Below are 23,724 nucleotides of genomic sequence, written 5' to 3' on the forward strand. Positions count from 1 at the left end.
GTCAGCGCGCCTCCCTGATCTCCTCCTGCCCCAACGCTTTGGAGCCAAGTGGGATCGAAATAAAGCAGCGCACCCCGCCGCCCCGGAACTCCAGCCTTGTCTCGGCCCCTAGCCGGTACGGCAGCGCCTCTTCGATCAGCTCGCGTCCAAACCCTGCTCGGGTCGGATTGACAGAGATCGTGGGAACACCCTGTTCCTCCCATACTAGGTCCAGCCGGCGCGCTCCACCCTCACCTGGGTTAGTATTCCACGCAATATGAAGCCTGGCACCCGGAACCCTGAGCGCGCCATATTTCAAGGCGTTGGTCGTCAGTTCGTGGATGGCGAGCCCGATCGCCTCGGCGGTCTTCGAGCTCAGCGAGACGTCCGGTCCCTCGATCCGGATCTTCGAGCCGTCGCTCGCGCCGATGCTGAGCAATTCATCCCGGATGAGATCCTCAAGATCCACAAGTCCGTTGATGCTGCGGGTCACGACCACCTGCGTGCGGGCCAGCGAATCGAGCCGGCCGGTGAAATGATCGACGATCTCTTCCACATCGGTCGCGGTCTGCGCGGTGCGGGTGAAGACGGAGCGCACGACCCCCAGCATGTTGCGGACGCGGTGCTGTAACTCGCCGACCAGCACCTCCTGGCGCGCCTGCAGCGCACGAATATCGTCGATGTCGGTGGAGGTGCCCAGCCATTCGACGATCGTGCCCTGTTCGTCGCGCGCCGGGGTGGCGCGCGTGTGGAACCAGCGATATCTTTGTTCGGCGGCGTGATAGATGCGCAGCTGCACGTCGAGGCCGCCTTCCTCCTCGGCGCGGCTCCAGCTCCCCAAGGCTTCGTCGCGATCTGCGGGGTCGATCTGCTCCAGCCAGCCGAGGCCGAGGCTGGCCGCGTCGTGCTGGCCGGTATATTCGGTCCATTGCGGGCTGACCCAGGTCCATCGCCCGGAACTGTTCGCGCGCCAAACCAGCTGTGGGATGCCGGCCAGCAGGATCTTCATCTCACGCGAGATGTCTTGCAATGCCGTCTTGGCATGCGATCGTTCGATCAAGTCGGCGGCCTCGCGTGCTAGGACGTCGAAGAGGGCGAACTCGCGTTCCAGCGGCTCGTGCGGCTCGCGCCAATGGGTCGAGATGATGCCGAGCACCTTGCCCGAGCGCGACATCAACGGAGTCGATTGCATCGCGCGCAGACCGGACCGGCGATATTCGTGCAGGTGCGTGCCGCCGATCCGCAGGCTCGTCTCGATGTCGGGCGCGACGAGCCGTTCGTTGTGGACCAGCACCCCGCCGGACGTGTTGTCCGGGCCCGCCTCGATCACCGACAGGAATTGCTCGGACAAAGGATGAAATCCGCTCGACGCGAGCAGCCGCAACGTGCGTTCGCCCTCGTCGAAGCGTTGCACGCTGGCGGCATCCGATCGCATCAGTGCCATCGCGGCATCGAGAATGCGCAGATGCAGGGTCGGGATGTCCTGCTCGTGCACCAGTTCGACGCTCACGCCCTGCAGCGTCTTGAGGTCGGCCAGCTCGCTCGCGAGCCGCTGCTCGCTTTCGCGCAGCGCCGTCTCCGCCTGGTAGACGGCGGTCATGTCGGTGAAGGTGACGACCGATCCGCCGATATAATTGTCGATGCTGCGATAGGGCAGCACGCGCGCGACATAATGGCAGTCGCCCGCGCTATCCACGACCGATCGCTCGGTGGGGACGAGCGTCTTCAACACGCGACGCACGTCCTCCTGCAGCTCGGGATAGGAGACGCGCGATACGACGTGATCCAGCGGCCGGCCGACATCCGCTTCGCGCAGGTGGAAGATGTCGGTCGCCGCTGGCGTGAAGTTGCGAACCCGCAGATCGTTGTCGAGGAAGACCGTCGCGATCTGGGTCGATTCGAGCAGGTTCTTGAGATCCGAATTGATGCGACCCAGCTCCTGCACGCGGTGCGACAGCTCGCCATTGACCGTCTGCAACTCCTCGTTGACGGACTGGAGTTCCTCCTTGGAGGTTTCCATCTCCTCGTTCGCGGACTGGAGCTCTTCGTTGATCGACTGATATTCCTCGTTCGAGGTTTTGAGTTCCTCGTTGGTCGACTCCAGTTCCTCGATCGTGGCCTGCAGGCGATCGCGCGTGATGCGCAGCTCGGCCCCGAGCCGCTGGGCGTGCTCGTCGGTGGCCGGCTGGCCGTCGTCGGTGCCCGACCCGTCGCCGACGGGCCCGAGATCCTGGAAGACGACGACGAACGAAGTCGCGTCGCCGCCACCGATCGGCTCGATCGCGATCGTCACGCCGAATGCGCGATCATCCTGCCGGATCACCAGGCGGGGCGCTTCGACGCGGCGCCCCTCCGCAATGGCCCGACCCAGCGCGGTCCGCAGGTCCAGCCGCAGGTCGCGATGAATCAGGCTCGTCAGATTGAGCGTCGCCACGCCCGCGGTCGGCTCCAGATAGCGGCCGGTGCGCCCGGAGAAGTGCAGCACCTCGCCATGGCCATCGACGACGACGTAGGCCGGCGCATAACGCTCGGCGACCGCCTCCGCTTGCCGGCCGACTGCAGGTGCGAGGCGCGCACCGTGGGCGGGCACGACGAGCATGCCGTCCGCGGCGCCGCGATCGTGGATGTGGGGGGCCAGCGGGAAGTCGGGAATGATCCGCGTGGCGGTCTCCAGCCGACGGAACACGCGGTTGCGGCGGTCGATCGGTCCGAACAGTTTCTGATGCCGGATGACATTCTCCGACGCCCCGAGGAACAGCACGCCGCCTGCCCGCAGCGAGAAATGGAAGATCGGGATGACCCGGTTCTGCAGCTCGGTGTTCAGGTAGATCAGCAGGTTGCGGCACGACAGGATATCGACGCGGCTGAACGGCGCATCCTTGACGATGTTATGCGGCGAGAAGATGCAGATCTCGCGCAGCTCCTTCGCGACGCAGAAGGTGTCGCCTTCGCGCACGAACCAGCGTTCCAGCCGATCGGGCCGGACATGGCGGGCGATGGCGCTGGTGTAGCGCCCGGCACGCGCCAGATTGAGCGCGCGCGCATCGAGATCGGTGGCGAAAATCTGAACCTCGGGCGGCCGATCGAGCGTCGCCATATGCTCGCGCAGCAGGATCGCGATCGAATAGGCTTCCTCGCCGGTCGCGCATCCCGGCACCCAGACACGGAACTGATCCTCGGAGCCCCTACCCTCGAACAAGAGGGGAATTTCGCGTTCGAGCAGGTCGAACTCGGCCGGATCGCGAAAGAATTGCGTGACGCCGATCAGCAGATCCTGGAACAGGTGCTGCACCTCTTCCCGATCCTGCCGCAGCGTGTCGAGATAGATATCGATCTCGCCGATCTGCAGCACCTGCATGCGGCGATGGATGCGTCGGATGAACGTGCCGCGCTTGTAGCCGTGGAAATCGTGCCCGGTCACGTTGCGCAGGATGGTCGCGACCTGGGTGACCTCGGCCTCGATATCCTCCGACAGCTGTTCCTGGCCGTCGCGTTCGGCAACGAGCTTCAGGCTGCGCGCATAGCGCGCGATCTCGGGCGCGATCCGTTCGATCGGGAGGTCCATGTCGGCCACGGACGATGGTGCCGTCGATCCTTCCGCCGTCGGATCGTCGCCCGCATCGCGCTCCACGATCGAAAGGCCACCATAGTTCTTGGTGGCAGTGAGACCGGCGCCTCCCTCGCCATCCAAGCCCTTGAGCAGCACGATGACCGCGCGATCGTGTGCCTGTTCGGCCAGTGAGATCATCAGGCTGTCCACGGTGCCGCGATGACTGGCTGGTTCGACGGCGGGACGCGTGCGGATGCGGCCGTGCTCGATCGCGATCATGTCGTCGGGCGCCGCGACGTAAACATGGTCGGGCTCGATCTGCTCGTCATTCTCGGCGATGCGGATCGGCAGCGCGCACGCCTCGCGCAGCGCATCGACGACCGAAGCGACGTCGAGGCCGCGCGCCCGCCGAACCGCGATCAGATAGGCAGTCCCGCTGCCGGCCGCGATCGCGCCGAACAATTGTCGCAACGAGCCGAGCGAGGCCGCGCAGACGCCGACCCCGACGATGGCGAACGGCAATAAGACGGCTTCGTCTCCGACCGCCACTGATGATCGTTGCTCTTCCTCTTCACTGATCATGACATGGGCCTAGCCGGTCGACTTCCGCTTCAGAAGACGCTTCTACACGATATTGGCCGCCAGCATGGTCGGCGCGGCACGAAGGGCATTGGTCGCAGCTTCGCACGGCGCGGAAGCGTAGCGCCCATATTCCTTCAATCAAACCTCGTGGAGGTCGGCGACAGCGGCAGTGGCGCTCGCTTCGGCGGCGAGAGGGTGCGTACCAAGGTCGTACCGCGTCGCGCCTTGATCGTCTCGCCCTGCGGCCGTGCCCGCGGCTGGTTGCGATCAATCGCACGACCTGCGTCGTCAATGCACCCTCATGTCATGGTGCGCGACGGGTAGGGCACCAATGCCGACATCGCCTTAACCCAAGTGAGCGCCTCGGCGCAGCCCGGTCGCCGGTCAGCCCGGCGACCGTTCAATAGCCTCGCGCCCGATCGACGACGTTTACGAGCGGTTCGCCGCGTTCGTGACGGCGTATCGTCTCGGCCATCACCGCGACCGATGTGCGCGGGTGCGTGATCGCGGCGCTGTGCGGCGTGATGAAGATGCGCGGGTGGCGCCAGAAAGGATGGTCGGCGGGCAGCGGCTCCTGCCGGAACACGTCGAGCGCGGCCGCGCCCAGGGAGCCGTCATCGAGCGCGCACAGCAGGTCCGCATCGACCACCGCCGAACCGCGCCCGGCATTCACCAATAGGCCACCCGACCGCATGCGCGACAGCAGGCCGTGGTCGATCAGATCGATCGTCTGCGCCGTCGCGGGCAGCAGATTGACCAGCACGTCCGCGCTGGCGACCGCATCGTCCAGCGCGTCGCGCCCGGCAAAGCCCGTGCAGCCCGGCACGGTGCGCGGCGTGCGGCTCCACGTCCGCACCACGAAGCCAAGGCTCGCCAGCATCGTCGCCACGGGTCCGCCGAGCGCGCCGGCACCAAGCACGGTCACGATCCGCTCGGCGGCCAATACCTCCGGCAATTGCGCCCAATGTCCTTCCGCCTGCTGGTCGAGATAGGCGAACAGGTTGCGATGCCAGGAGAGCACCCGCCCCGCGACCCACTCGACCATGCCCGCGCGCAGTCCCGGATCGACCATCCGCACCACCGGCACGCCATCGGGCACCTCGCCGGACGCCAGAAGCTGCTCGACACCGGCATTGGTGCTCACGATCACCTCCAGCCCCGTGCGCGAGGCGAGCAGGCCCGGCGGCGGCAGGCCGACCACGACATACGGCGTCGGCGCACCGTCGTCCGGCAAAGTCGTCACCACCTCGTGCTCGGGCAGTTCGGCGCGAAACAGGGTCGCAAACCCTTCGGGATTGGTGCGGGCGGCGATCAGGATGCGGGACATGGGTGCGGCTTAGGTCAATACGTCGTCGCACGAAAAGAGCGCAGTTCTGCGTCGGCGATCGGGCTATGCTCGGCCGCCCGGCTCATCTGGAGTATCAAGCCACCCATGACTGAAGGATTGGCGCTGCGCACGGCGCTGGAACGCGACCTGGACGCCCTGCGCAAATTGATCGAGCTTGCCATTTCCCGGCTGCAGGATGCGTTTCTCACGCCCGCCCAGGTGGTCGCCAGCCGACAGATCATGGGCCTCGATACCCAGCTGGTCGAGGACGGATCCTATTTCATCGTCGAGGATGCGGGCATCATCGTCGGTTGTGGCGGCTGGAGCCGCAGGGCCACGCTCTATGGCGGCGATCATAGTCGGGAGCTGCGCAATCCAGTGCTGCTCGATCCGTCGAAAGATCCGGCGCGGATCCGGGCGATGTACACGCATCCCGATCACGCGCGCAGGGGGATAGGTCGCATGTTGCTCGATCGCTGCGAACGCGCGGCCGCGGCAGAAGGATTCGCATCGGTCGAGCTGATGGCGACGATGAGCGGTCGGCCGCTCTACGTCGCATGCGGATATGAAGCAGCCGAGGACTGCCCTGTGGATGTCGCCGGCGTCATCGTGCCGATGACCCGAATGCGCAAGCGACTCGCCAACGCCGCGGCGTGAAGCGCGGCGCTCAGCCGCCGATCGCATTGCCGAGGAAGCGGAAGATGCGGGCATCCTCGCACATCGCCACGTTGAACCGCAGATGATCGGCCCAGCTTTCGGACTGGCTGAACACGTTGCCGGGCGCCAGCACGATATTCTCGGCCAGCGCGGCGCGCGCCAACGCTGCCGTATCGACGCCGCCGGGCAGCCGCGCCCACAGGAAGATGCCGGCCTGCGGCTCGATCCACGGCTCGATGCCGATCGCCCGCAGCTGCTTGATCGTCCTGGCCATGCCGCGCGCGAGATTGGCGCGGACCTTCTCCATGTGGCGCTTGTAGCTGCCGTCAGTCAGCACCGTGTGGAGCAGTTCGTTCGACAGCGGATTGCCCGACATCGACGTCGCGATGCGGAGATCGGCGAGCGCCTCGATCCAGTCGCCGCGCGCGGCGATATGACCGCACCGGATGGACGCTGAGAGCGACTTGGACAGGCTGCCGACACGGATCACGCGATCGAGCCCGTCGAATGCCGCATAGCGCGGCGAGGGCTCATGCTCGAAATCCGCGAAGATATCGTCCTCGACGATCACCAGATCGTGCGCTTCGGCGAGCTTCAGCACGCGATGCGCGGTTGCGGCCGAAAGCGTCGCACCGGTCGGATTGTGGATCGCCGAATTGGTCATGTAGAAACGCGGCCGATGCTGGATCAGCGCGGCCTCCAGCGCGGCGACGTCCGGCCCGGTCGGCGTCATCGCCACCGAGACGATCTGGGCACGATGCGCGCGCAGCAGCGACAGGAAGTTGAAGTAACCGGGATCGTCGACCAGCACCGTGTCGCCCGGCCGAATGAGGAAGCGGCACGCCAGATCGAGCGCATGCGTACCGCTGTCGGTAAGCAATATCTGGTCCGGCCCGACCGGCACATGCTGCTCCGCCAGCCGCCGCGCGAGCAGGATGCGCAGTGCCTCCGATCCGAGCACCGGCGCGTAGGAGGTGAGCGTGGCGATGCTGCCGCTGCGCGCGGCCGTGCGCAGGCTGCGGCGGATCGCGTCCTCCGCCATCCAGCTTTCCGGTAGCCAGCCGCAGCCCGGCGTCAGCATGCCGGTGCCCGAGGCGAGCGACTGCCGCAGCATCCATAGCGGATCGACCTCGCGCTCCACAGCCGGGCCCAGCCGGTCGAGCGCCAGTGGCGCCAGAGGGGCGGCCACATAGAAGCCCGATCCGGGCCGCGACCGGATCACGCCTTCCGCCGCGAGGCGGTCATAGGCCTCCACCACGGTCGACTTGGAGAAACCGCTGCTGCCGGCCATCGCGCGCACCGACGGCAGCCGCGCGCCCGGCGTGAGCGCGCGCCGTTCCACGCGATCGCGGATCATCTGCATCACCTGCTCGGTGCGGCCAGCCTCCGTTTCGATCATCGTCGCCATTGTACGGTACATCCCGGCAGTACAGTTCAGCGTGATCGTACCGAACTGTCTCTGTCGTGACCAGCGGCCAGGATCGATCAGGACCGCCTCAATGACGGAGGTGATCCATGACGCATTCCCATCTTCGCGCAGCCGTGGCCATGCTCGCTGCATTCGCGCTGATCGCCCCCGCGTCGGCACGCGCGCGCGGCCCGGTTGCAGACGCTTCCGTCCACGCGGTCACGCTTCGTCATCTGGACCTGCACCCGAAATCGCGTCGCGCGGCGCAGGTCACGCTGGCGCGATTGAGCGATGCGGCGCTGGAGGCGTGCGGCGCATCGTCCTTCAGCCTGCGCGAGGTGCAGGCCGATGCGAAGGCTTCGATGTGCTGGCGCGATGGCATGGCGGATGTCGTGGATCGCATCGGCGATCCGGTCCTCGCCGCGGCATTTGCCGGGCGCCATGGCCGGACGTCGCTGCAGCAGTCGGCCGGGGCGGGCTCATGACGACGATCGCGTTCCTGGCTGCCGTATCGCCATTCGCGATTGCGATGTCGTTCACGCCCGGCCCCAATAATTTGATGCTTGCCAATTCCGGTGCGCGCTTCGGCTTCGTGCGGACATTGCCGCATCAGGTGGGGGTGCTGATCGGCTTTGCGCTGATGATGCTGTGCGTCGGGCTGGGCGTTTCCGCGCTGATCGTGGCCGAGCCGGCGCTGTACCGCGCGATGAAGATCGCGAGCATCGTCTACATCTTCTGGCTGGCGTGGAAGATCGTGACGGTCGAGGCACGCGGCGCTGGCCCCGGCGCGGTCAAGCCTATGGGATTCCTGCAGGGGGCAGCCTTCCAGTGGGTCAACCCCAAGGCGTGGGTCATGACGCTGACGGCAGTGGCGACCTACACGACGCTGCACGACGATCTGCGCCTGCAGGTGGCGCTGCTGGCGATGGTGTTCGCCGTCGTCGGTGCGGCGAGCGGGTCGACCTGGGTGATGTTCGGCCAGATGATCCGCCGCTATCTCATCTCACCACGCCGGCGCAGCGCCTATAATTGGACGATGGCGGCATTGTTGGTGGCGTCGATCCTGCCGGTGATGTTCGAGCATTGAGGCGACCGAGACAAAAAAGGGAGAGGCCAAAGGCCCCTCCCACGCGGTCGAACATAGAAAGACGTCAGTATTTGACGCGAACGCGGACGTAATAGAAGCCGCCGTTGAAGCCGAACGGGCCGCCGTTGCGTGGATAGACCTGCCCGTCGGACGTGCTTCCGGTGAGCGCATAGATCGGGTTGTAGGTCGTCGCCGCGATCTTCTCCGGGTGGGTATTGAACAGGTTGTTCCCGCCCAGCGTGAGCGTGAAATGCTCGTGGAAGGTGTAGCTGACGTCGAGATCGCTGGTGAAGCGCGATCCGAAGGTCTGCCCGGCGATCGTGTTGCCGGCGGCGTCCTTGACCGTCGGATAATCGACCGCATTGATCCACGAGCCATAGAAATTCTCGCGGGCGTTGATCGTGAAGCCGCTGCCCGACCACGTCGCCGCGACGTTGGCGCGATGGTTTGGCGCGAGCCGCTTCACGTCGATGATCTGCGCGGTGCTGATGACGTTCGGATCGGACTTGGAGACCGTGCTCTTGTTGTAATTGTAGGCGAGCGTCCAGTTGAGCGTGCCGCCCGCGAACGGCATGCGGTAGGAGCCGACGACATCGATACCGCGCGTCAGTGTATCGAGGCCGTTGGTGAAGTAGCTGACGTTGCCGCCCGCGCCCACAGCGGCCAGCCCGGAATTGGCCAGAACGTCGGCGGCCGTGACGGAGAAGGGCTGCGAGATGAAGATGCGGTTGCGGACCTTGATGTTGTAGTAATCGATGGTCAGCGTCGCGCGGCTGACCGGCTGCAGCACGACGCCCGCGCCCCAGTTGGTCGACTTTTCCGGCTTGAGCGGCTTGGCGCCATAATATTGCGAGATGGGGTTATCGACCGGGTAGGTGCCGGTCTGCACCTGATTTCCGCTGATGAAGTTCGTGGTCAGGATCGAATCGTGCGACTGGCCGGGGGACGGCGCATGGAAGCCGGTGCCGACCGTGCCGCGGATCGACAGCCACGGCGTTGCCTTCCAGATCGCATTCGCCTTGCCGACTTCGGCGCTGCCGAAGTTGCTGTAATGCTCGTAGCGGCCGGCGAGGCCAACGGTCAGCGATTCGATGATGTCGGCTTCGGCACCACCGTAGAAGGCGAAGCTGCGCTGGCTCCATTGGCCGGCCGATTGCGGGCTGGTGCCGCCATAGCCGGAGGCCGCCGGCGATTGGCTCGCGCTGCCGTTGCGCACATAGACGCCGGGCGAAACCAGCGAGTAGAGCGCCTGCGACGCATAGGGGCCCGCGCCATAGGATTGCAGATCGCCCGCGGTCGCCTTGTAGGTTTCGCGCCGGAATTCGCCGCCACCCGACAAGGTGATCGGGCTCGCGAGCCCGACCTGCAGCGGGTAGGTCAGGTCCAGATTGACGTCGAGCTCCTTCTGGATGAGATCTCCGAAGTTGAAGCGCGTCTGCGTCTGCGGTCCATAGGATGGACTGATCGAGTCGTACATCGACAGCGACAGGGTGTTGCGGCTCAGCGAGCTCGACAGATCCCAGGTCAGGCCGTTGTCCAATTTGCCCTTGTAGCCCGCAGTCCCGTACAATTGCTTGGTCACGCCCACGAAGCGGGGCGTGAAGCCCGCCGGATAGAGGTTTGCGGCGCTGAACGTGTTGCCATCCAGCACGTAGCCGCCGCTCGGGCAGGTTGCATTGCCGGCGGGGCAGGGGGTCAGATAGACGGGAGCATATGAGCCGTTGCGGCTGTTGGTGGCGGTGCTGGTGCCGCTGCCGGTGTTGGTGACGAGGCCGGCGACGGTGATCGGCGGGCGGTAGTTGAAGCTTTCGTCGGTGTGCGTCCTGGCGGCGTTGCCGATGAAGTAGATTTCGCTGTTCGGCGTGACTTCGTAGCCGGAATTGACCAGCACCTTCCAGCCGTGTGACGGCGATGTACCCCAGATCTGCGCCGGCCCGGGATAATTGGGGATCTGGCTGGCAAGGCTCGGGTTGAGCGTCGCAAGCGTGGCAGCCGTCGGGCGGGTCTTGCCGCGGCTGGTGCCGAGGTCGTTATCATATTCAGCCGCCACGTTGACGAACCCGCGTTCACCCAATTTGACGCCGACGTCGCCGGCGATCTGCCGGCTGTCGCCGTCGCTCGGATAATATTGGCCCCAGCGACCCTGAAGCTCGAAACCGGCGTCCTTGCGCAGACCGAAGTTGAGCACGCCCGCAATCGCATCCGAGCCATATTGCGCGGTCGCGCCATCGCGAAGCACCTGCAGGTTGCCGATGGCGATCGACGGGATCGCCGAAAGATCGGACGACTGGGCACCATAAGACAGGCCGGTATCGCCGCCCGAATAGACCTGCACGAGCGCGGAGCGGTTAAAGCGCTTGCCGTTCAGCATCACGAGCACTTCGTCACCCGGCAAGCCGCGCAGCGAAGGGGAGCGGACGAAGCTCGACGCGTCTGCGATCGTGTTTTGCGCGACGAAGAAGGACGGGATGATGTTCTTGATCGAGTCCAGCATGTTCGCGGCTGGCTGCGCCTGCAACTCGGCAGAACTGATGACATCGACCGGCGATGCCGAATTTACGAGGGTGCGGTCAGTCCGTCGCGTGCCGATGACGACGACTTCACCAGTATCCGCAGTAGCGGCCGGCGTAGCTGAGGCCGGTGCGGCGGTATCTTGCGCCGACGCGTTACTTGCAAACGCAAGTGCAGCTGCAGCGCATGTCGATGCATACAGCCATGTCTTCTTAAGCCCGATGCGATCGTTCTTTTTCATATTATCCCCCTGAGACCTTGAAAAAGCCCGCCCTTCGCATTCTCTCCGGAATTGTTTTGTTACCGAAAAGTTACGCGGGTTTCGAAAGCTGTCAACGCGGCCTCAGGCTGCGCATCATGTTTACGGGAATAGTGTCTTTGTTGACACATAAGTGCTGTGGATAACTTTCCGCCGGGACCAAATTATTCCCGTTTTCACGCATTGAACTATTAGTTGTTGGATTTTGGGGCTCCAGAATAGAGCGGTTGCCTTGGACATGGCCAACAATAGAAAGTCCCAGAAGGAAACGAACGATCACTCTCGGGGCGCTCGGCAGGCGGCCGACCTTCGCTAAACCGGTCGAATATGCCGCCAATCAAAGCACATTCTCGCAAACGTCGACTTGAGTGGTTCGCAAGTCATTGACTTTGCAGCCGATGCCTTGGAAAAGCTGCGGCTTGAATCTTGCTGCGCCGGCCGGACGACTAACATCAGGGAATCCGACGGCCGGCCCCAATTCGAGCTTCGGCCTCGCCTGGAGCGGGTGACGGCATGTCGACTATGCAGCGCGCCATCGGCATTGCATGCTGATCCGTATACGGTATCTGAAAATGAGGCGGTGTGAATGACGATGCGGCGCAGGCAGTTTCTTGTTGGAGCTTCGTCCTCGACCCTCGGCGTAGCGGCGGCACGTGGCATGGCGCCGGACGCGGCCGGATCCGCGCCGCAGGCGGCAATCGCGCTCGACGGCAAATTGGCGCGGATTCCATTCTGGTCGGTGGCGCTTACCGATCGATTCTGGGCGCCGAAGGTCGCGCGCAACCGCGAGGTGACCCTGCCGCTGGAGCTTGCAAAGCTCGACCGGCGGCCGATCGACTGGATGCTCGACGGCGGCATATTGGAAGCGGCGATCTACACTGAGCGGACGGCGCCCGATCCAGCTCGCGCCGCGAAGATCCGGCAGCTTGCCGGCGCGATCAATGCCATCCCCGGCCAATTGCCCGAACATCGCGATTTCGAGATTACCGAAGCCGACGTCACGGCGTTGGGCGACCGCACGACGCTGTCGCGCTCGCTGGAGCGCGCGGAGGCGCTGCGGCTGGATTTCGCGCGTAGCGATCCGCCGTTCGCTGGTGGCGAACGAGACGCGATGTGCTGCGCCGCTCTCTATCGCGTCACCGGCGATCGGCGCCATCTGGCGCTGGCGACGCACTATCTCGACATTCGCGGCCGTGGCGACGCGGTCGGGCGCAGCCGGCACAATCAGTCCTACGCGCCGGTGATCGAGCAGCGCGAGGCGGTCGGGCATGCGGTCAATTGCGTCACGCTCATTCTCTCGATGCTCGAGGTCGGCTTGCTGAGCGGCGATCGGCGCTACAGCGACGCCGCCACGCGGATGTGGACCGACATCGTCTCGTCCAAGATGTACGTCACCGGCGGGGTCGGCTCGACCGGGAATGAGGGGTTCGGGCCGGCCTATGATCTGCCGAACCTGTCGGCTTATTCGGAAAGCTGCGCTGTGCTGATGTTCAGCCGCCTCAACCATCGGCTGCATCTGGCGACGGGCGAGGCGCGCTTCATCGATGTGCTGGAACGCAGCCTGTATAATAATGCGGTTGCCGGGGTGTCGGCCGATGGCGGCCACTTCTTCTACGTCAACCGGCTCGCCAGTGCGGGTAGCGGGCGCGATCAGCGCTGGCAGAATGCCTCGCTCGAATGCTGCCCGCCCAATCTCGTGCGCTTCTTCGCATCGATGGCGGATTATCTGTTCGCGCAGGACGCAAGCGGCGCGATCTTCGTCAATCTCTACGCCAGCAGCGAGGCCAGTTTCGCGGTGTCCGCCGGCACGCTGCGCCTGACGATGACGTCGGGTATGCCATGGGACGGCGCATCCACCTTGCGCGTGTCGTCGACCGATCCGGTGACCGCGACGCTGAAGCTGCGGATTCCGGGATGGGCGCGGGGCGAAGCGGCGCCGGGCAACCTCTACCACTTCATCGATGGAGAGGCGGGGGGCGTATCGATCGCGCTCAACGGTCGGGCGATCCCGGTCACGCCCGATGCGAAGGGCTATGTCACGCTGACGCGCACGTGGCAGCCCGACGACCGCATCGAGATGCACTTGCCCATGCCGGTACGCCGGATCGCCGCGGATCCGCGCGTGCGCGCCTGCGGGCGGCGTCACGCCTTTCAGCGCGGGCCGATGGTCTATTGCGCGGAATGGCCCGAAGCGGCGGACGGCAAGGTGCTCGACCTGCTCGTCGACAAGGACGCCCCGCTGTCGGCACGTTTCGACCCGGCCTTCATGGGCGGCGCGGTGCTGATCGATACGGTCGGCCGTCGTACGACCCGGCCGGACGAGGCGGCCAAACCTGTCCGACTGATCCCTTATCATCTGTGGGCCAATCGCGGCGCGGGGGAGATGAGCGTCTGGCTGCTCAGCGACGACCTCCAGGTCGGCGATGTCGGTCCAGCCGGCGGGCTGATTTTCTACCGCAATCCGAATGCCGCGCGCGACGGCTGGCGCTATCTGGAGGCAGCACCCGCCGATCAGAGCCTCGGCGCGCCGTGGGGCGGCTTCCGGCGCGAAATCGCGGGTGCGGGTGGCACGGCGATCGGCGCGGGGCGCTGCAACACCGCTGACATGCTCGCCGCGGGGCTCGAGCCCGGCAGTGCCGCGCGTATCGCGGAAGGCTATCGGCTGAACGGCATCGGCGGATGGTTCATCCCGTCGCGGGACGAGCTCAGTCTGCTGTACACCGCGCTGGCCGCGCCGGGGGTGGGCGATTTCCATGTCCGGCCGCTCGTCGACAATTGCGAATATTGGGCGTCCACCCAGCTGTCCGCGGACATGGCCAGCCATGTCGATTTCGCGGACGGCGGTCGCGTGCATGGCGACGACAAGGATTTCCCGCGCCGCGTGCGCGTTATCCGCGCAATTTAGCGCCCGTTTCGGCCGTTTTTTATTGGCTCGACAATAACATAAAGCAGAACGTATACCGTATCCGATCCCACTGTGGAGGTGCCTCGGATGCCGGTCGGAGATTATCGCAGGACGCACCTGGGACGCCGGATTCGGGACGCGTTCGGCGTGGCCGGCGCTGTTGCAGCTTTCCATCTGTCGGCCCCGGCGCTGGCTGCGTCCGGCACCGAAATCCCACGCCTCGCAGTCGCCGCAAACGGCCAGCGCACCCTCTACGTCGATGGCAAGCCGTTCTTCGTCCTCGCGGCGCAGATCCACAATTCGAGCGCGTGGCCGGACGTGATGGCCCAGTCGATGAAGGCTGCCGCCGACCTTCACGCCAATACGATCGAGGTGCCGGTCTATTGGGAGCAGTTAGAGCCTGAGCCCGGCCGATACGACACCTCCAGCGTCGATCAGTTGATCGCGACCGCGCGGGCGAACGGCACGCGGCTCGTGCTGCTGTGGTTCGGCACGTGGAAGAATGGGCAGAACCATTATGCGCCGGCGTGGATGCGCAGCGATCCTGCGCATTATCCGCGCACGATCGACGAGCGTGGCGAGCCCGCCGATGTCCAGAGCCCGTTCAGCGTGGCGACGCGCGATGCCGACGAGCGCGCTTATGTTACGCTGCTGCGCCACCTGAAGGCCGTCGACGGCGATCGCCACACGGTCATTATGATGCAGGTCGAGAACGAGCCCGGCGCGATCGGCGCGGTGCGCGATCATGGCCCCGATGCGGAGCGGGCGTTCGCCGCCCCCGTGCCGCCCGCGCTCGCCGCCAAGCTCGGCAAGGGTACGGGCACGTGGCCGATGCTGTTCGGGCCGGATGCGGCCGAGGCGTTCAATGCCTACGCCACCGCCACCTATATCGATCGGATCGCGGCGGCGGGGCGCGCCGTCTATCCGCTGCCGGTCTATGTGAACTGCTGGATGCGCTACAAGGGCTTCAACAGCCCCGGCGTCGACTATCCCAGCGGCGGGGCGGTCTGGACGATGCTCGACCTGTGGCGGGCAGCGGCGCCCAATGTCGAGATGATCGGCACCGACGTCTACACGACCGATCCGGTCGAATATCGCAAGGTCCTCGATCAATATCATCGGGCAGACAATCCGACCTGGGTATCCGAAACCGACTTCTCCCCGAAGACCGCGCCGTTGCTGTACAACGTCCTGGCGCTCGGCGGCGTCGGCATGTCGGTGTTCGGTATCGACAATCCCGATCCCTCGCCGGACGAGCAGGCCGGCACGGTCGTGCATCGCCTCAATTACGGCCTGCTCGCGCCGATATCCTCGCTGATCGCCCAGGCCGCCGCCGAGAAGCGGATCTGGGCAGCCGTCGAGGAGCCGGGGCGGGCGCGGCAGACGATCGATTTGCCCGACGGCTGGAAGGCGGTCGTGTCGTTCGGTCCACCGGCATGGGGCGCCACGCCCGCGATCATTCCTAATTCCAAGACGCTGTCGGGTCGCATCTTCATGATCCGGCTCGCGGCCGACCAGTGGCTGGTCGGCGGCAGCGACGTGCGCGTCGAGTTCCAGCGCTCGGGCGCGGGCCACGGCCAGCTGCTGCGCGCTGAAGACGGCGCCTATGTCGACGGTGCCTGGCACGCACGCCGCTGGCTCAACGGCGACGAAACCGATTTCGGCCTCAACCTCACGTCGCCCGGCCTGATCCGCGTGACGACCGGCCAATTTTGATAAAACAAAGATAAAAACGTCAGGAGGACAGGAGAGCGACGAACATCAAAAAGGGATATTCTGCGCAATGACTGTCAATCGCTCACCCTTGCTTGCACGATTGCTTGCAGGCTCCATGCTTCTTCCGCTCTCGACGCTCGCACATGCGCAAACCGGCGGACCTGATCCGGCGGCCGCGGACGGCTCGCCCAAGCTGTCGCAGGACGAGATCATCGTCACCGGCACGCGCGCGAGCAAGCGGGCGGTGGACAGCAACAGCCCGATCCAGGTGTTGTCGGCCGATGCCCTCAAGGCCAGTTCGCAGACCAACCTCACCGACGCGCTGACGACGCTCAACCCCTCCGTCTCGCGTCGTAACAACGGCACCGACGTCGGTGCGCTGACCAATTCGATCCGTCTTCGTGGTCTCAACCCCAACCATGTGCTGGTGCTCGTGGATGGTGTGCGCCGCCACAACACCGCCAATATCTACGCGCCGGCCGGGCCCGACCAAGGCAGCACGCCGGTCGATCTCGACATGATCCCGACCAACCTGATCGATCATATCGAGATCCTTCAGGACGGCGCCGCCGCGCAATATGGATCGGACGCGATCGCGGGCGTCGTGAACATCATCCTCAAGCATGAAGCCTACGGCTTCGGCGCGCACGGCCTGACGGGCGTCTACGGTCACGGCGATGGCTGGTCGAGCAATGTCGGCACCGATTACGGCATGGCGCTCGGCAGCGACGGTTTCGTCCATATCGCCGCCGAATTCACGCATAACGACCATACCGACCGCGGCCTGGACGATTCCCGTACCGGCAAGCACGACAACAAGGTGTTCGGCGATCCGAAGGTAACGCGCGAGAATGTCGGCCTCAACTTCATGAAGCCGATCACCGACGGTATCGAACTCTATGGCAACGCAACCTACGCGCATCGTTATGCCGACGCCTATGAGAATTACCGCCTGCCCACGGTCGCACCCAGCGTCTTCCCGAACGGTTTCTCGCCGCGAGAGATCACGCACGAGGACGATTATGCCGGTACGCTCGGTCTGCGGGGCGACAATCTGCTCGGGTTCAAATGGGATCTGAGCTCGACCTATGGGCGCGACCAGCTTCGCGTGTCGATGCGCGATACGGTCAACCTCGATCTGCTTACCGCCACAGGCTCGACGCCGACCGCGCTCGACCTGCAGCACTTCCGCTTCTCGCAATGGACCAACGATCTCGGCCTGTCGCGCGACGTCGACATCGGGCTGGCCTCGCCGCTGCACGTGGCGCTCGGCGGCGAATTCCGAAAGGACTATTACAAGATCGGCGCGGGCGATCCGGACTCCTATTATGGTAGCGGTACGCAGGCGCTCGTCGGCATCGCTCCGGTCAGCACGGGCAATTTCAGCCGCAATGTCTACGCCGGGTGGGGCGATATCGAAGCGCATCTGACGAGCAAATGGGACGTCGATCTGGCCGGCCGCTACGAAGATTATAGCGATGCAGGCGACACCTGGACGGGCAAGATCTCGACCCGCTACCAGATCATCCCGCAGGCGGCGATCCGCGGCACGTTCAGCAACGGCTTCCGCGCGCCGACGCTGGCCGAAGAGCATTTCACCAACCTGTTCGTGTCGCCGACCGGCGCATCGGGCCAGCTCGCCGTCAGTTCGGTCGCGGCCAAGCTGCTCGGTGCGACGCCGCTGAAGCCCGAAAAGTCGACCAGCATCAGCGCCGGCCTGGTGCTGGAGCCGATCGATCGTCTGACCGTGACGGTCGATGCCTACCAGATCTACATCAAGAAGCGCATCATCGGCGGCGGCGACTATAACGGCCAGACCGCCATCAACGCGCTGACCGCCCAGGGCATCTCCCTGCCGTCAGGCCTCGACCCCAACAACGTGTCCGCCACCTATTTCGCCAACGGTGCCGACACGCGGACGCGCGGTATCGACGTCACCGCCAACTACCGCACCGATCTGGGCAACGCCGGCGTGATCGACTGGAGCGTGGCCGCGACCTTCAACAAGACGTCGCTGCGCAAGCTGAACAACGACGCCAACGGCAAGCCGCTGCTGAATGCGCAGGGCATATCCTACCTCGTCGATGCCACGCCCCGGAACAAGGTCATCCTCGGCGCGCACTGGACGCATGGCCTGCTCGACCTCAACCTGCGCGAAACCGAGTGGGGCAAGGCGAGCCAGGAGCTGAGTTATACGGTCGGCCCGAACGCCTATTCGAACACGCTGTTCATCCCCTATACCGCCAACTCGCGCTGGCTGACCGACATCGAACTTGGCTACAAGATCTTCAAGGGCGTGCGTCTGGCGGTCGGATCGAACAATCTGTTCGGCGCGCATCCGAACCGGATTCCGGTCGAGGCGCGCTACCTTGGCGTGCTGCAATATTCCAACATCATCCAGCAGGTCGGCGCCAATGGCGGCTTCTATTACGGCAAGATCGACCTGAGCTTCTAAGTCACGCTCTCCGGACATCGCCTGGCACTTTGCCGGGCGATGTCTGGCCCTTCCGGACGGCGCTGCCGCCGCCGTTCCTGCTGAGCATGTGGGCCATGCGTCAGCGCAGGCCGCCGACACCCATCAACAGGCTCGCCGCAGCCGCTGCGCGTCTACGCGGCGGGCGAGCGCGGCTGGGCATCGCTTTCGGAGGGTATTCCGGGCCGGACCTTTGAAGAGAAAGTGGCGGAGAGGGTGGGATTCGAACCCACGGTGAGCGCAAACCCACAACGGTTTTCGAGACCGTCCCAATCGACCACTCTGGCACCTCTCCGCATGGGGGTCCGGCCGACGGAGAGCGCGCCCTAGCGGAAGGTTTTGCGCTTGCCAAGCGCCGCTTGCTTCACCGGGCGCCGGTACTAAATAGGACGGCATGCCTTCACATCGCGTTTCCTTTCCCGCCGGGCAGGCGCTGCCGGCGATGCCTCCGGTCGCGGAGGCCCGGTTCAGCATCGGCGACATCGTGCGCCATCGGCTGTTCTCGTTCCGCGGCGTGATCTTCGACGTCGATCCGGTCTTCGCCAACAGCGAAGATTGGTACGAATCGATTCCCGAGGACGTGCGCCCGCGCCGCGATCAGCCCTTTTACCACCTGCTCGCCGAAAATGCGGAGAGCAGCTACATCGCCTATGTGAGCCAGCAGAACCTGGAACGCGACGATACCGAGGAACCGGTCGATCACCCCGCGATCGACGGGCTGTTCGGCCAATTCGCGGACGGGCGGTACGAGTTGCGGCGCGAGCATCGCCACTGATCGCTTCCGGCCCGGCTCTTCGTCTGATAGCCGCGCCTGCATGTCGACCGCCCCCGAAATCGCCGCGCTGCTGGAAGAGTATGAGTTCCTCGATGCGGATGACCGTTATCGCCTGCTGATCGACCTCGGTCGTGCGCTGGAGCCGATGCCCGATGCGCTCAAGACCGACGCCACCTTGGTTCGGGGCTGCTCGGCTTCGGTCTGGGTCTATCCGACGCGGCTGCCGGACGGGCGGCTGCATTTCCTCGCCGATTCGAATGCGGCGATCACCAAGGGGATCATCGCGTTGGTCCTCGCCAGCGTGCAGGATCATGCGCCCGCGGATATCCTCGCGACCGACATCACCGCCACGCTCGCGCCGTTCGATCTGTCGCGCCAGCTCAGCTCGAACCGCACACAGGGCATCCCCAACATGATTGCGCTGATCCGGGAAACCGCCGCCCGCCTCGCGTAAGGCGGGCCGGTCGCGCTAGATTGCGGCCAGACGACCGGCGCGTGGCTCGGCGTCGGCCGCGTCCAGCGCCGCTTCGACATCCTCGATCGGCGTGCCGGCGGCGACGATCAGCCAGTCGCGCGGGCGGGCGCCGTCGACCACCGTCACGGCATTCTTGGGGCAGATCTTCAGGCATTTGGTCTGCATCACGCCGATCGACGCCTTGCGCCCCTTGCCCCCGCCCGCATGCTTGCGCAGCACCTTGGAGAGCGGCTTGCGCCCGTCGGGGCCGAAACCCCTGCCGCCCAGCTTCTTCTCGCACTTGGCGCAGACGAGGATCGCGGCGCGCCACCGCGCCGAGGCGTGGCGGATCATGCGGCGCGACGTTCCTCGGCGGTGCGCAACACATCCCACGCCGCCTGGACCGCGCGGAAGCGATCGGCGGCATCCTGGTCGCCCGGCCGCACGTCGGGATGGTTGGCCTTTGCCAGCCGGCGCCACGCCGCCTTGATCTCGTCGAAGCCGGCATCGGCCTCGACCCCGAGCACGTCGAGCGCGCGCATCTCGTCGCGCGAGCGGCTGCCGTCACCAGCGCCGCCCCACTGATAGTGGCGCGATTGCTCGAAGCCCGAGGCGTCGCGCCGCTCCGCACCCTCGCGTGCGGCGGCCTCTTCGGCCGAGAGCCCTTCGAAATAGTTCCAGCCGCGATTATACTCGCCGGCATGATCGGCGCAGAAATACCAGCGCTCGGGGCTGTTGGGTGACTTGGGGGCAGGGCAGTCGCCCGGCCGGTCGCAACCATGCCGGTCGCAGATCCGGACCTGCGTCGCCCCGCGCTCGCTGCCGTAGCTCCGCCAGCGGGGGAAGCCCCAGTCGTTCGATCTCGTGAAGCGCGCCATCGCGACCCAGATAGTGCAACGGCGCGTGAATCGCTACCGCAGGACGTGCGCCAGAGGGCCTGTAAGCCGGGTTCTGTCCACCGGCCGAAGCCGGATGGGCGACCATTCCTCTAGGACGACGCTCGCGCGCCGCCTCAAGCAACCAACCCGGACGACGGGGCCGAGTCAGCCCATATGCCGTCCCTATTCGGTCTTGCTCCCGGTGGGGTTTGCCGTGCCGCCACCGTTGCCGGCAGCGCGGTGCGCTCTTACCGCACCCTTTCGCCCTTGCGTGCAGCCGAGGCCCGGCACGCGGTCTGCTTTCTGTTGCACTGTCCCTGAACGGCCCGTCGCCAGGCCGTCCGCCGGGCGTTACCCGGCACCGTCACTCTTCGGAGCCCGGACTTTCCTCCCGCGCGGAAACCCGCGCCGGCGGCCGCCCGGCCCTCTGGCGCGGCGGTCCTAGGCGTAACGAGCAGCGAAGTCGAGCGTGCGTCTCAGCCGGCGGTGAGCCGCTTTTCCGCGCCCTTGTCGCCGCCGGTGAGCAGCGAGAGCAGGATGGCGCGCGTTTCGCCGTCGACGACGCCGTCGATCGTCTCGGGCCGAAAGCGGCGCTGGAAGGCGCGTACCGCCGCCTCGCCATCGACCACGTCATAGCCGAAGCGTCCGAGCGCCAGCAGGAAGCCGCTGTCGGACCAGTGCGGATCGGTCAGGTGCCTGATGGGGCGGGGCAGGGCAAGCCGGACCCGCGCCAGCCGCTCCCACTCGAACAGTTCGCCCGGATCCTGCTTGCGCGCCGGCGCCACGTCGGAATGGCCGACGATATTGCCGCGGGTGATGCCGTAGCGCGCGGCGATGTCCGCCATCAGCGGCATCAGCGCCTCCATCTGTGGCGCGGGGAAGGGCCGGTAGCCGAATTCATGGCCGGGATTGACGAGCTCGATCCCGATCGAGGCCGAGTTGACGTCGTCGATGCCGCGCCAATGCGCCTTGCCGGCATGCCAGGCGCGCTTGTCCTCGTCGACCAGCCGCACGACCTGGCCATCCTCGGCGACCAGATAATGGCTGGAGACCTTCGCTTCGGGATCGCACAGCCGGCGCAGCGCCGACGGCCCGTCGGTCATGCCGGTATAATGAAGCACGATGATGCTGACCGGCAAAGCGCGCGTGTCGAAGTTCGGCGAGGGGCAATCGAGGATCGCGTCGGGCATCGGCACTCCGCATAGCGTCGGCAGCGGCGGTCACGCCAGCGCTATTCCGGGCGACGCGCCCGATGCCGCCTAGGGAGCCGTTGCGGGGCGGTAGAGGCCACGTAGCGCCGGATCGGTGCGGAAGGCGTCGGTCTGGCCCAGCACGGTCTCACCCGCCCCCAGCATCAGCACCCCGTCGCGCGCGATCGCCGTGGTGAGCCGGTCGAACACGTCGCGCCGCCGCGCCGCCGAGAAATAGAGCAGGACATTGCGGCACAGGATCACGTCGAATTCGCCGGCAGGCGGCGGGTCGAGCAGGTTATGCACCGCGAACGACACGCCCTCCAGCGCGGCGGGGCGCACCCGCCAGGCCTCGCCCTCCGGGTCGAAGCGCGTGATCAGATCCCTGACCGGCAGGCCGCGCTGTACCTCGAACTGGGAATAGACGCCCGCGCGCGCTTTACCGATGGCGACGGGAGAGACATCCGTGCCGACGATCTCGATCGTCCAGCCGCGCCAGCGCGTTTCGGCCGCTGCGAGTGCGAACGCGATCGAATAAGGTTCCTGACCGGTCGAGCAGCCCGCCGACCAGATGCGCAGCCGCCGCGCCGCGCCGCGCCGCTCGGCCAGATGCGGCAGGCCTTCATCCACCAGCGTGCGGAAGGCGGCCATGTCGCGATAGAAGAACGTCTCGTGGTTGAGCAAAGCTTCCACCACCGTCGCGCGCAGTTCGGTGGCGCCGGGATGGGCAACCTGGGCCGCCAGCGCGTCCAGGCCGCCAATGTCGCGCGCGCGCATCACCGCCTGCAGCGCGACGTCGATCCGCCAGCGGCGGCCATCGGCGAGCTGCTGGCCCGTCATCTGCTCGAACAGGCCGGATAGAGCGCGGACCGCGAGCGGCGTCATCTCCATGCCCCACCGCCTCCGCTGCGATAGGCGATGGCGCTGGCGATCGCCTCGGGCGGCAAGACATCTTGCGCCAGACCGGCATTCGCCACCGCGCCCGGCATTCCCCACACCACCGATGTCTGGGCATCCTGCGCCCACAGCGTGCCGCCGGCTGCCACCAGCGTCTCGGCGCCGGTCGCGCCGTCACGCCCCATGCCGCTGAGCATCACGCCCACGGCAGCGGGACCGTAGCATTCCCCGATCGTCGCCATCATCGGATCGACCGAGGGCAGGAAGCCCGAAGCCGAGCGGCGACGATCGAGCCGTATATGGACCTCTCCACCGAAACGCGCGAGCGACAGGCTGCCGTCGCCGGGCGCGAGCATGATCTCGCCCTCGGTCGGTCGCAGCCCAGCCGCGGCGAGCCGTACCGGGCGGCTGGCCATTTCCGCCAGCTGGGGCACGAAATAGGGCATGAACGGCGCCGGCAGGTGCTGAGTGATGAGGATGGGCGCGGTCACGCTGGCGGGCAGCGCGTGAAAGAAGGTGGCGAGCGCATGCACGCCGCCGGTCGATGCGCCGATGCCGATGCATGCGATCGGCACGACCGGCGCCGGGGTAAAACTGTGGGTGGGCTCGTGATGCGGCGCGACGTGCGTACGGGGATGCGCAATGCGCGCCATCCGCTCGACCAATTCTTCGGCAAAGTGGCCGGCGAAGCCGACCGCACCCGGCTTGACCAGCGTATCGGCCGCGCCCAGCCGCAAGGCGGAAACGGTCGCGGCCGCGCCCTCGGCACAGGCCGAGGACACGATCAGCACCTTCGCGCCATGTCCCGCGGCAAGCAGATCGGGGAGCGCTGCCAGGCCGCCGATGCCCGGCATTTCGAGGTCGAGCAGGATGATGTCGACGTCGAGTTGCCCGAGCAGCCCCAGCGCCTCGGGGGCGCTGCCGGCGGAGCCGACGACCTGAAAGCCTTCGTGGGCCGCCAGCATGCGGGCGAGGACCGCGCGGACGACCGCGGAATCGTCCACGATCATCACCCGCACCTCGGGCTGCGGCGGTTCTCCGCGCAATAAGGGGAGCGCGCGCGCCATCGGCCGCGC

General features: G+C 66.0%; 17 protein-coding genes, 1 tRNA gene and 1 other RNA gene. 8 read left to right on the forward strand and 11 right to left on the reverse strand.

From position 1 onward, the window contains the following. Position 1 precedes the first annotated feature (1 nt). Both K8P63_RS09255 and K8P63_RS09260 read right to left on the reverse strand, forming a co-directional pair. Positions 2-4,078, reverse strand: a complete 4,077-nt coding sequence (locus K8P63_RS09255; protein WP_223799511.1) for a CheR family methyltransferase — start codon at positions 4,076-4,078, stop codon at positions 2-4. 433 nt (positions 4,079-4,511) lie between these two features. Beyond that, positions 4,512-5,438, reverse strand: coding sequence for a 2-hydroxyacid dehydrogenase (locus tag K8P63_RS09260; protein ID WP_223799512.1), 927 nt, complete (start codon positions 5,436-5,438; stop codon positions 4,512-4,514). Between K8P63_RS09260 and K8P63_RS09265 the strand changes: the two genes are divergently transcribed. Continuing rightward, positions 5,361-6,095, forward strand: coding sequence for a GNAT family N-acetyltransferase (locus tag K8P63_RS09265; protein ID WP_317629366.1), 735 nt, complete (start codon positions 5,361-5,363; stop codon positions 6,093-6,095). The two genes, K8P63_RS09260 and K8P63_RS09265, sit on opposite strands and share 78 nt — an antisense overlap. Positions 6,096-6,105: 10 nt before the next feature. Here the strand turns inward: K8P63_RS09265 and K8P63_RS09270 are convergent, their stop codons facing one another. Continuing rightward, a complete protein-coding gene (locus K8P63_RS09270) occupies positions 6,106-7,503 on the reverse strand; it encodes an aminotransferase-like domain-containing protein (protein ID WP_223799513.1) in 1,398 nt (465 codons plus the stop codon). A 107-nt stretch (positions 7,504-7,610) separates the two neighbouring features. Between K8P63_RS09270 and K8P63_RS09275 the strand changes: the two genes are divergently transcribed. Together K8P63_RS09275 and K8P63_RS09280 are read left to right on the forward strand one after the other, a co-directional pair. Next, the gene (locus K8P63_RS09275; RefSeq protein WP_223799514.1) at positions 7,611-7,988 is read left to right on the forward strand and encodes a UrcA family protein; all 378 of its coding nucleotides are present in this window, start codon (positions 7,611-7,613) and stop codon (positions 7,986-7,988) included. Continuing rightward, complete coding sequence (locus K8P63_RS09280; protein WP_223799515.1) at positions 7,985-8,590, forward strand: LysE family translocator; 606 nt, start codon at positions 7,985-7,987, stop codon at positions 8,588-8,590. The genes K8P63_RS09275 and K8P63_RS09280 overlap by 4 nt, the downstream gene beginning before the upstream one ends. Before the next feature lie 64 nt (positions 8,591-8,654). Here the strand turns inward: K8P63_RS09280 and K8P63_RS09285 are convergent, their stop codons facing one another. Next, complete coding sequence (locus tag K8P63_RS09285) at positions 8,655-11,342, reverse strand: TonB-dependent receptor plug domain-containing protein (RefSeq protein WP_223799516.1); 2,688 nt, start codon at positions 11,340-11,342, stop codon at positions 8,655-8,657. Positions 11,343-12,018: 676 nt separating this feature from the next. On the opposite strand from K8P63_RS09285, the gene K8P63_RS09290 reads away from it, so the two are divergent. The 3 genes from K8P63_RS09290 to K8P63_RS09300 all read left to right on the forward strand — a co-directional run bounded on the left by K8P63_RS09290 (position 12,019) and on the right by K8P63_RS09300 (position 18,436). Beyond that, the gene (locus tag K8P63_RS09290; RefSeq protein WP_223799517.1) at positions 12,019-14,265 is read left to right on the forward strand and encodes a beta-L-arabinofuranosidase domain-containing protein; all 2,247 of its coding nucleotides are present in this window, start codon (positions 12,019-12,021) and stop codon (positions 14,263-14,265) included. Between the two features lie 147 nt (positions 14,266-14,412). After that, positions 14,413-15,981 (forward strand): DUF5597 domain-containing protein, encoded by a 1,569-nt coding sequence (locus K8P63_RS09295; RefSeq protein WP_223799518.1) that lies wholly within the window; start codon positions 14,413-14,415, stop codon positions 15,979-15,981. A gap of 115 nt (positions 15,982-16,096) precedes the next feature. Next, on the forward strand, positions 16,097-18,436 hold the full coding sequence (locus K8P63_RS09300) for a TonB-dependent receptor plug domain-containing protein (protein ID WP_223799519.1): 2,340 nt from the start codon (positions 16,097-16,099) through the stop codon (positions 18,434-18,436). 223 nt (positions 18,437-18,659) lie between these two features. Here the strand turns inward: K8P63_RS09300 and K8P63_RS09305 are convergent. Beyond that, positions 18,660-18,749: transfer RNA gene (locus tag K8P63_RS09305), tRNA-Ser, on the reverse strand. Between the two features lie 99 nt (positions 18,750-18,848). On the opposite strand from K8P63_RS09305, the gene hspQ reads away from it, so the two are divergent. Together hspQ and K8P63_RS09315 are read left to right on the forward strand one after the other, a co-directional pair. After that, complete coding sequence (hspQ, locus tag K8P63_RS09310) at positions 18,849-19,229, forward strand: heat shock protein HspQ (protein ID WP_223799520.1); 381 nt, start codon at positions 18,849-18,851, stop codon at positions 19,227-19,229. 40 nt (positions 19,230-19,269) lie between these two features. Further along, positions 19,270-19,683, forward strand: a complete 414-nt coding sequence (locus tag K8P63_RS09315) for a SufE family protein (RefSeq protein ID WP_223799521.1) — start codon at positions 19,270-19,272, stop codon at positions 19,681-19,683. A gap of 15 nt (positions 19,684-19,698) precedes the next feature. Here K8P63_RS09315 and K8P63_RS09320 read toward each other — a convergent pair whose 3' ends face one another. The 6 genes from K8P63_RS09320 to K8P63_RS09345 all read right to left on the reverse strand — a co-directional run bounded on the left by K8P63_RS09320 (position 19,699) and on the right by K8P63_RS09345 (position 23,715). Then, positions 19,699-20,037 carry a hypothetical protein gene (locus tag K8P63_RS09320; RefSeq protein ID WP_223799522.1) on the reverse strand — a complete coding sequence of 113 codons (339 nt, stop codon included), beginning with the start codon at positions 20,035-20,037 and terminating at the stop codon, positions 19,699-19,701. Further along, positions 20,034-20,561, reverse strand: coding sequence for a J domain-containing protein (locus K8P63_RS09325; protein WP_223799523.1), 528 nt, complete (start codon positions 20,559-20,561; stop codon positions 20,034-20,036). Before K8P63_RS09325 ends, K8P63_RS09320 begins: the two co-directional genes overlap by 4 nt. Positions 20,562-20,607: 46 nt before the next feature. Continuing rightward, positions 20,608-20,992: RNase P RNA component class A (gene rnpB, locus K8P63_RS09330), an RNA gene on the reverse strand. A gap of 45 nt (positions 20,993-21,037) precedes the next feature. Continuing rightward, complete coding sequence (locus K8P63_RS09335) at positions 21,038-21,751, reverse strand: N-acetylmuramoyl-L-alanine amidase (protein ID WP_223799524.1); 714 nt, start codon at positions 21,749-21,751, stop codon at positions 21,038-21,040. A gap of 69 nt (positions 21,752-21,820) precedes the next feature. Continuing rightward, positions 21,821-22,642, reverse strand: coding sequence for a CheR family methyltransferase (locus tag K8P63_RS09340; protein ID WP_223799525.1), 822 nt, complete (start codon positions 22,640-22,642; stop codon positions 21,821-21,823). Beyond that, a complete protein-coding gene (locus tag K8P63_RS09345) occupies positions 22,633-23,715 on the reverse strand; it encodes a chemotaxis protein CheB (protein ID WP_223799526.1) in 1,083 nt (360 codons plus the stop codon). Before K8P63_RS09345 ends, K8P63_RS09340 begins: the two co-directional genes overlap by 10 nt. Between the last annotated feature and the right edge of the window lie 9 nt (positions 23,716-23,724).

The sequence above is a fragment of the Sphingomonas nostoxanthinifaciens genome (genome assembly GCF_019930585.1).
In the GTDB taxonomy this organism is placed as follows: Bacteria; Pseudomonadota; Alphaproteobacteria; order Sphingomonadales; family Sphingomonadaceae; genus Sphingomonas_I; species Sphingomonas_I nostoxanthinifaciens.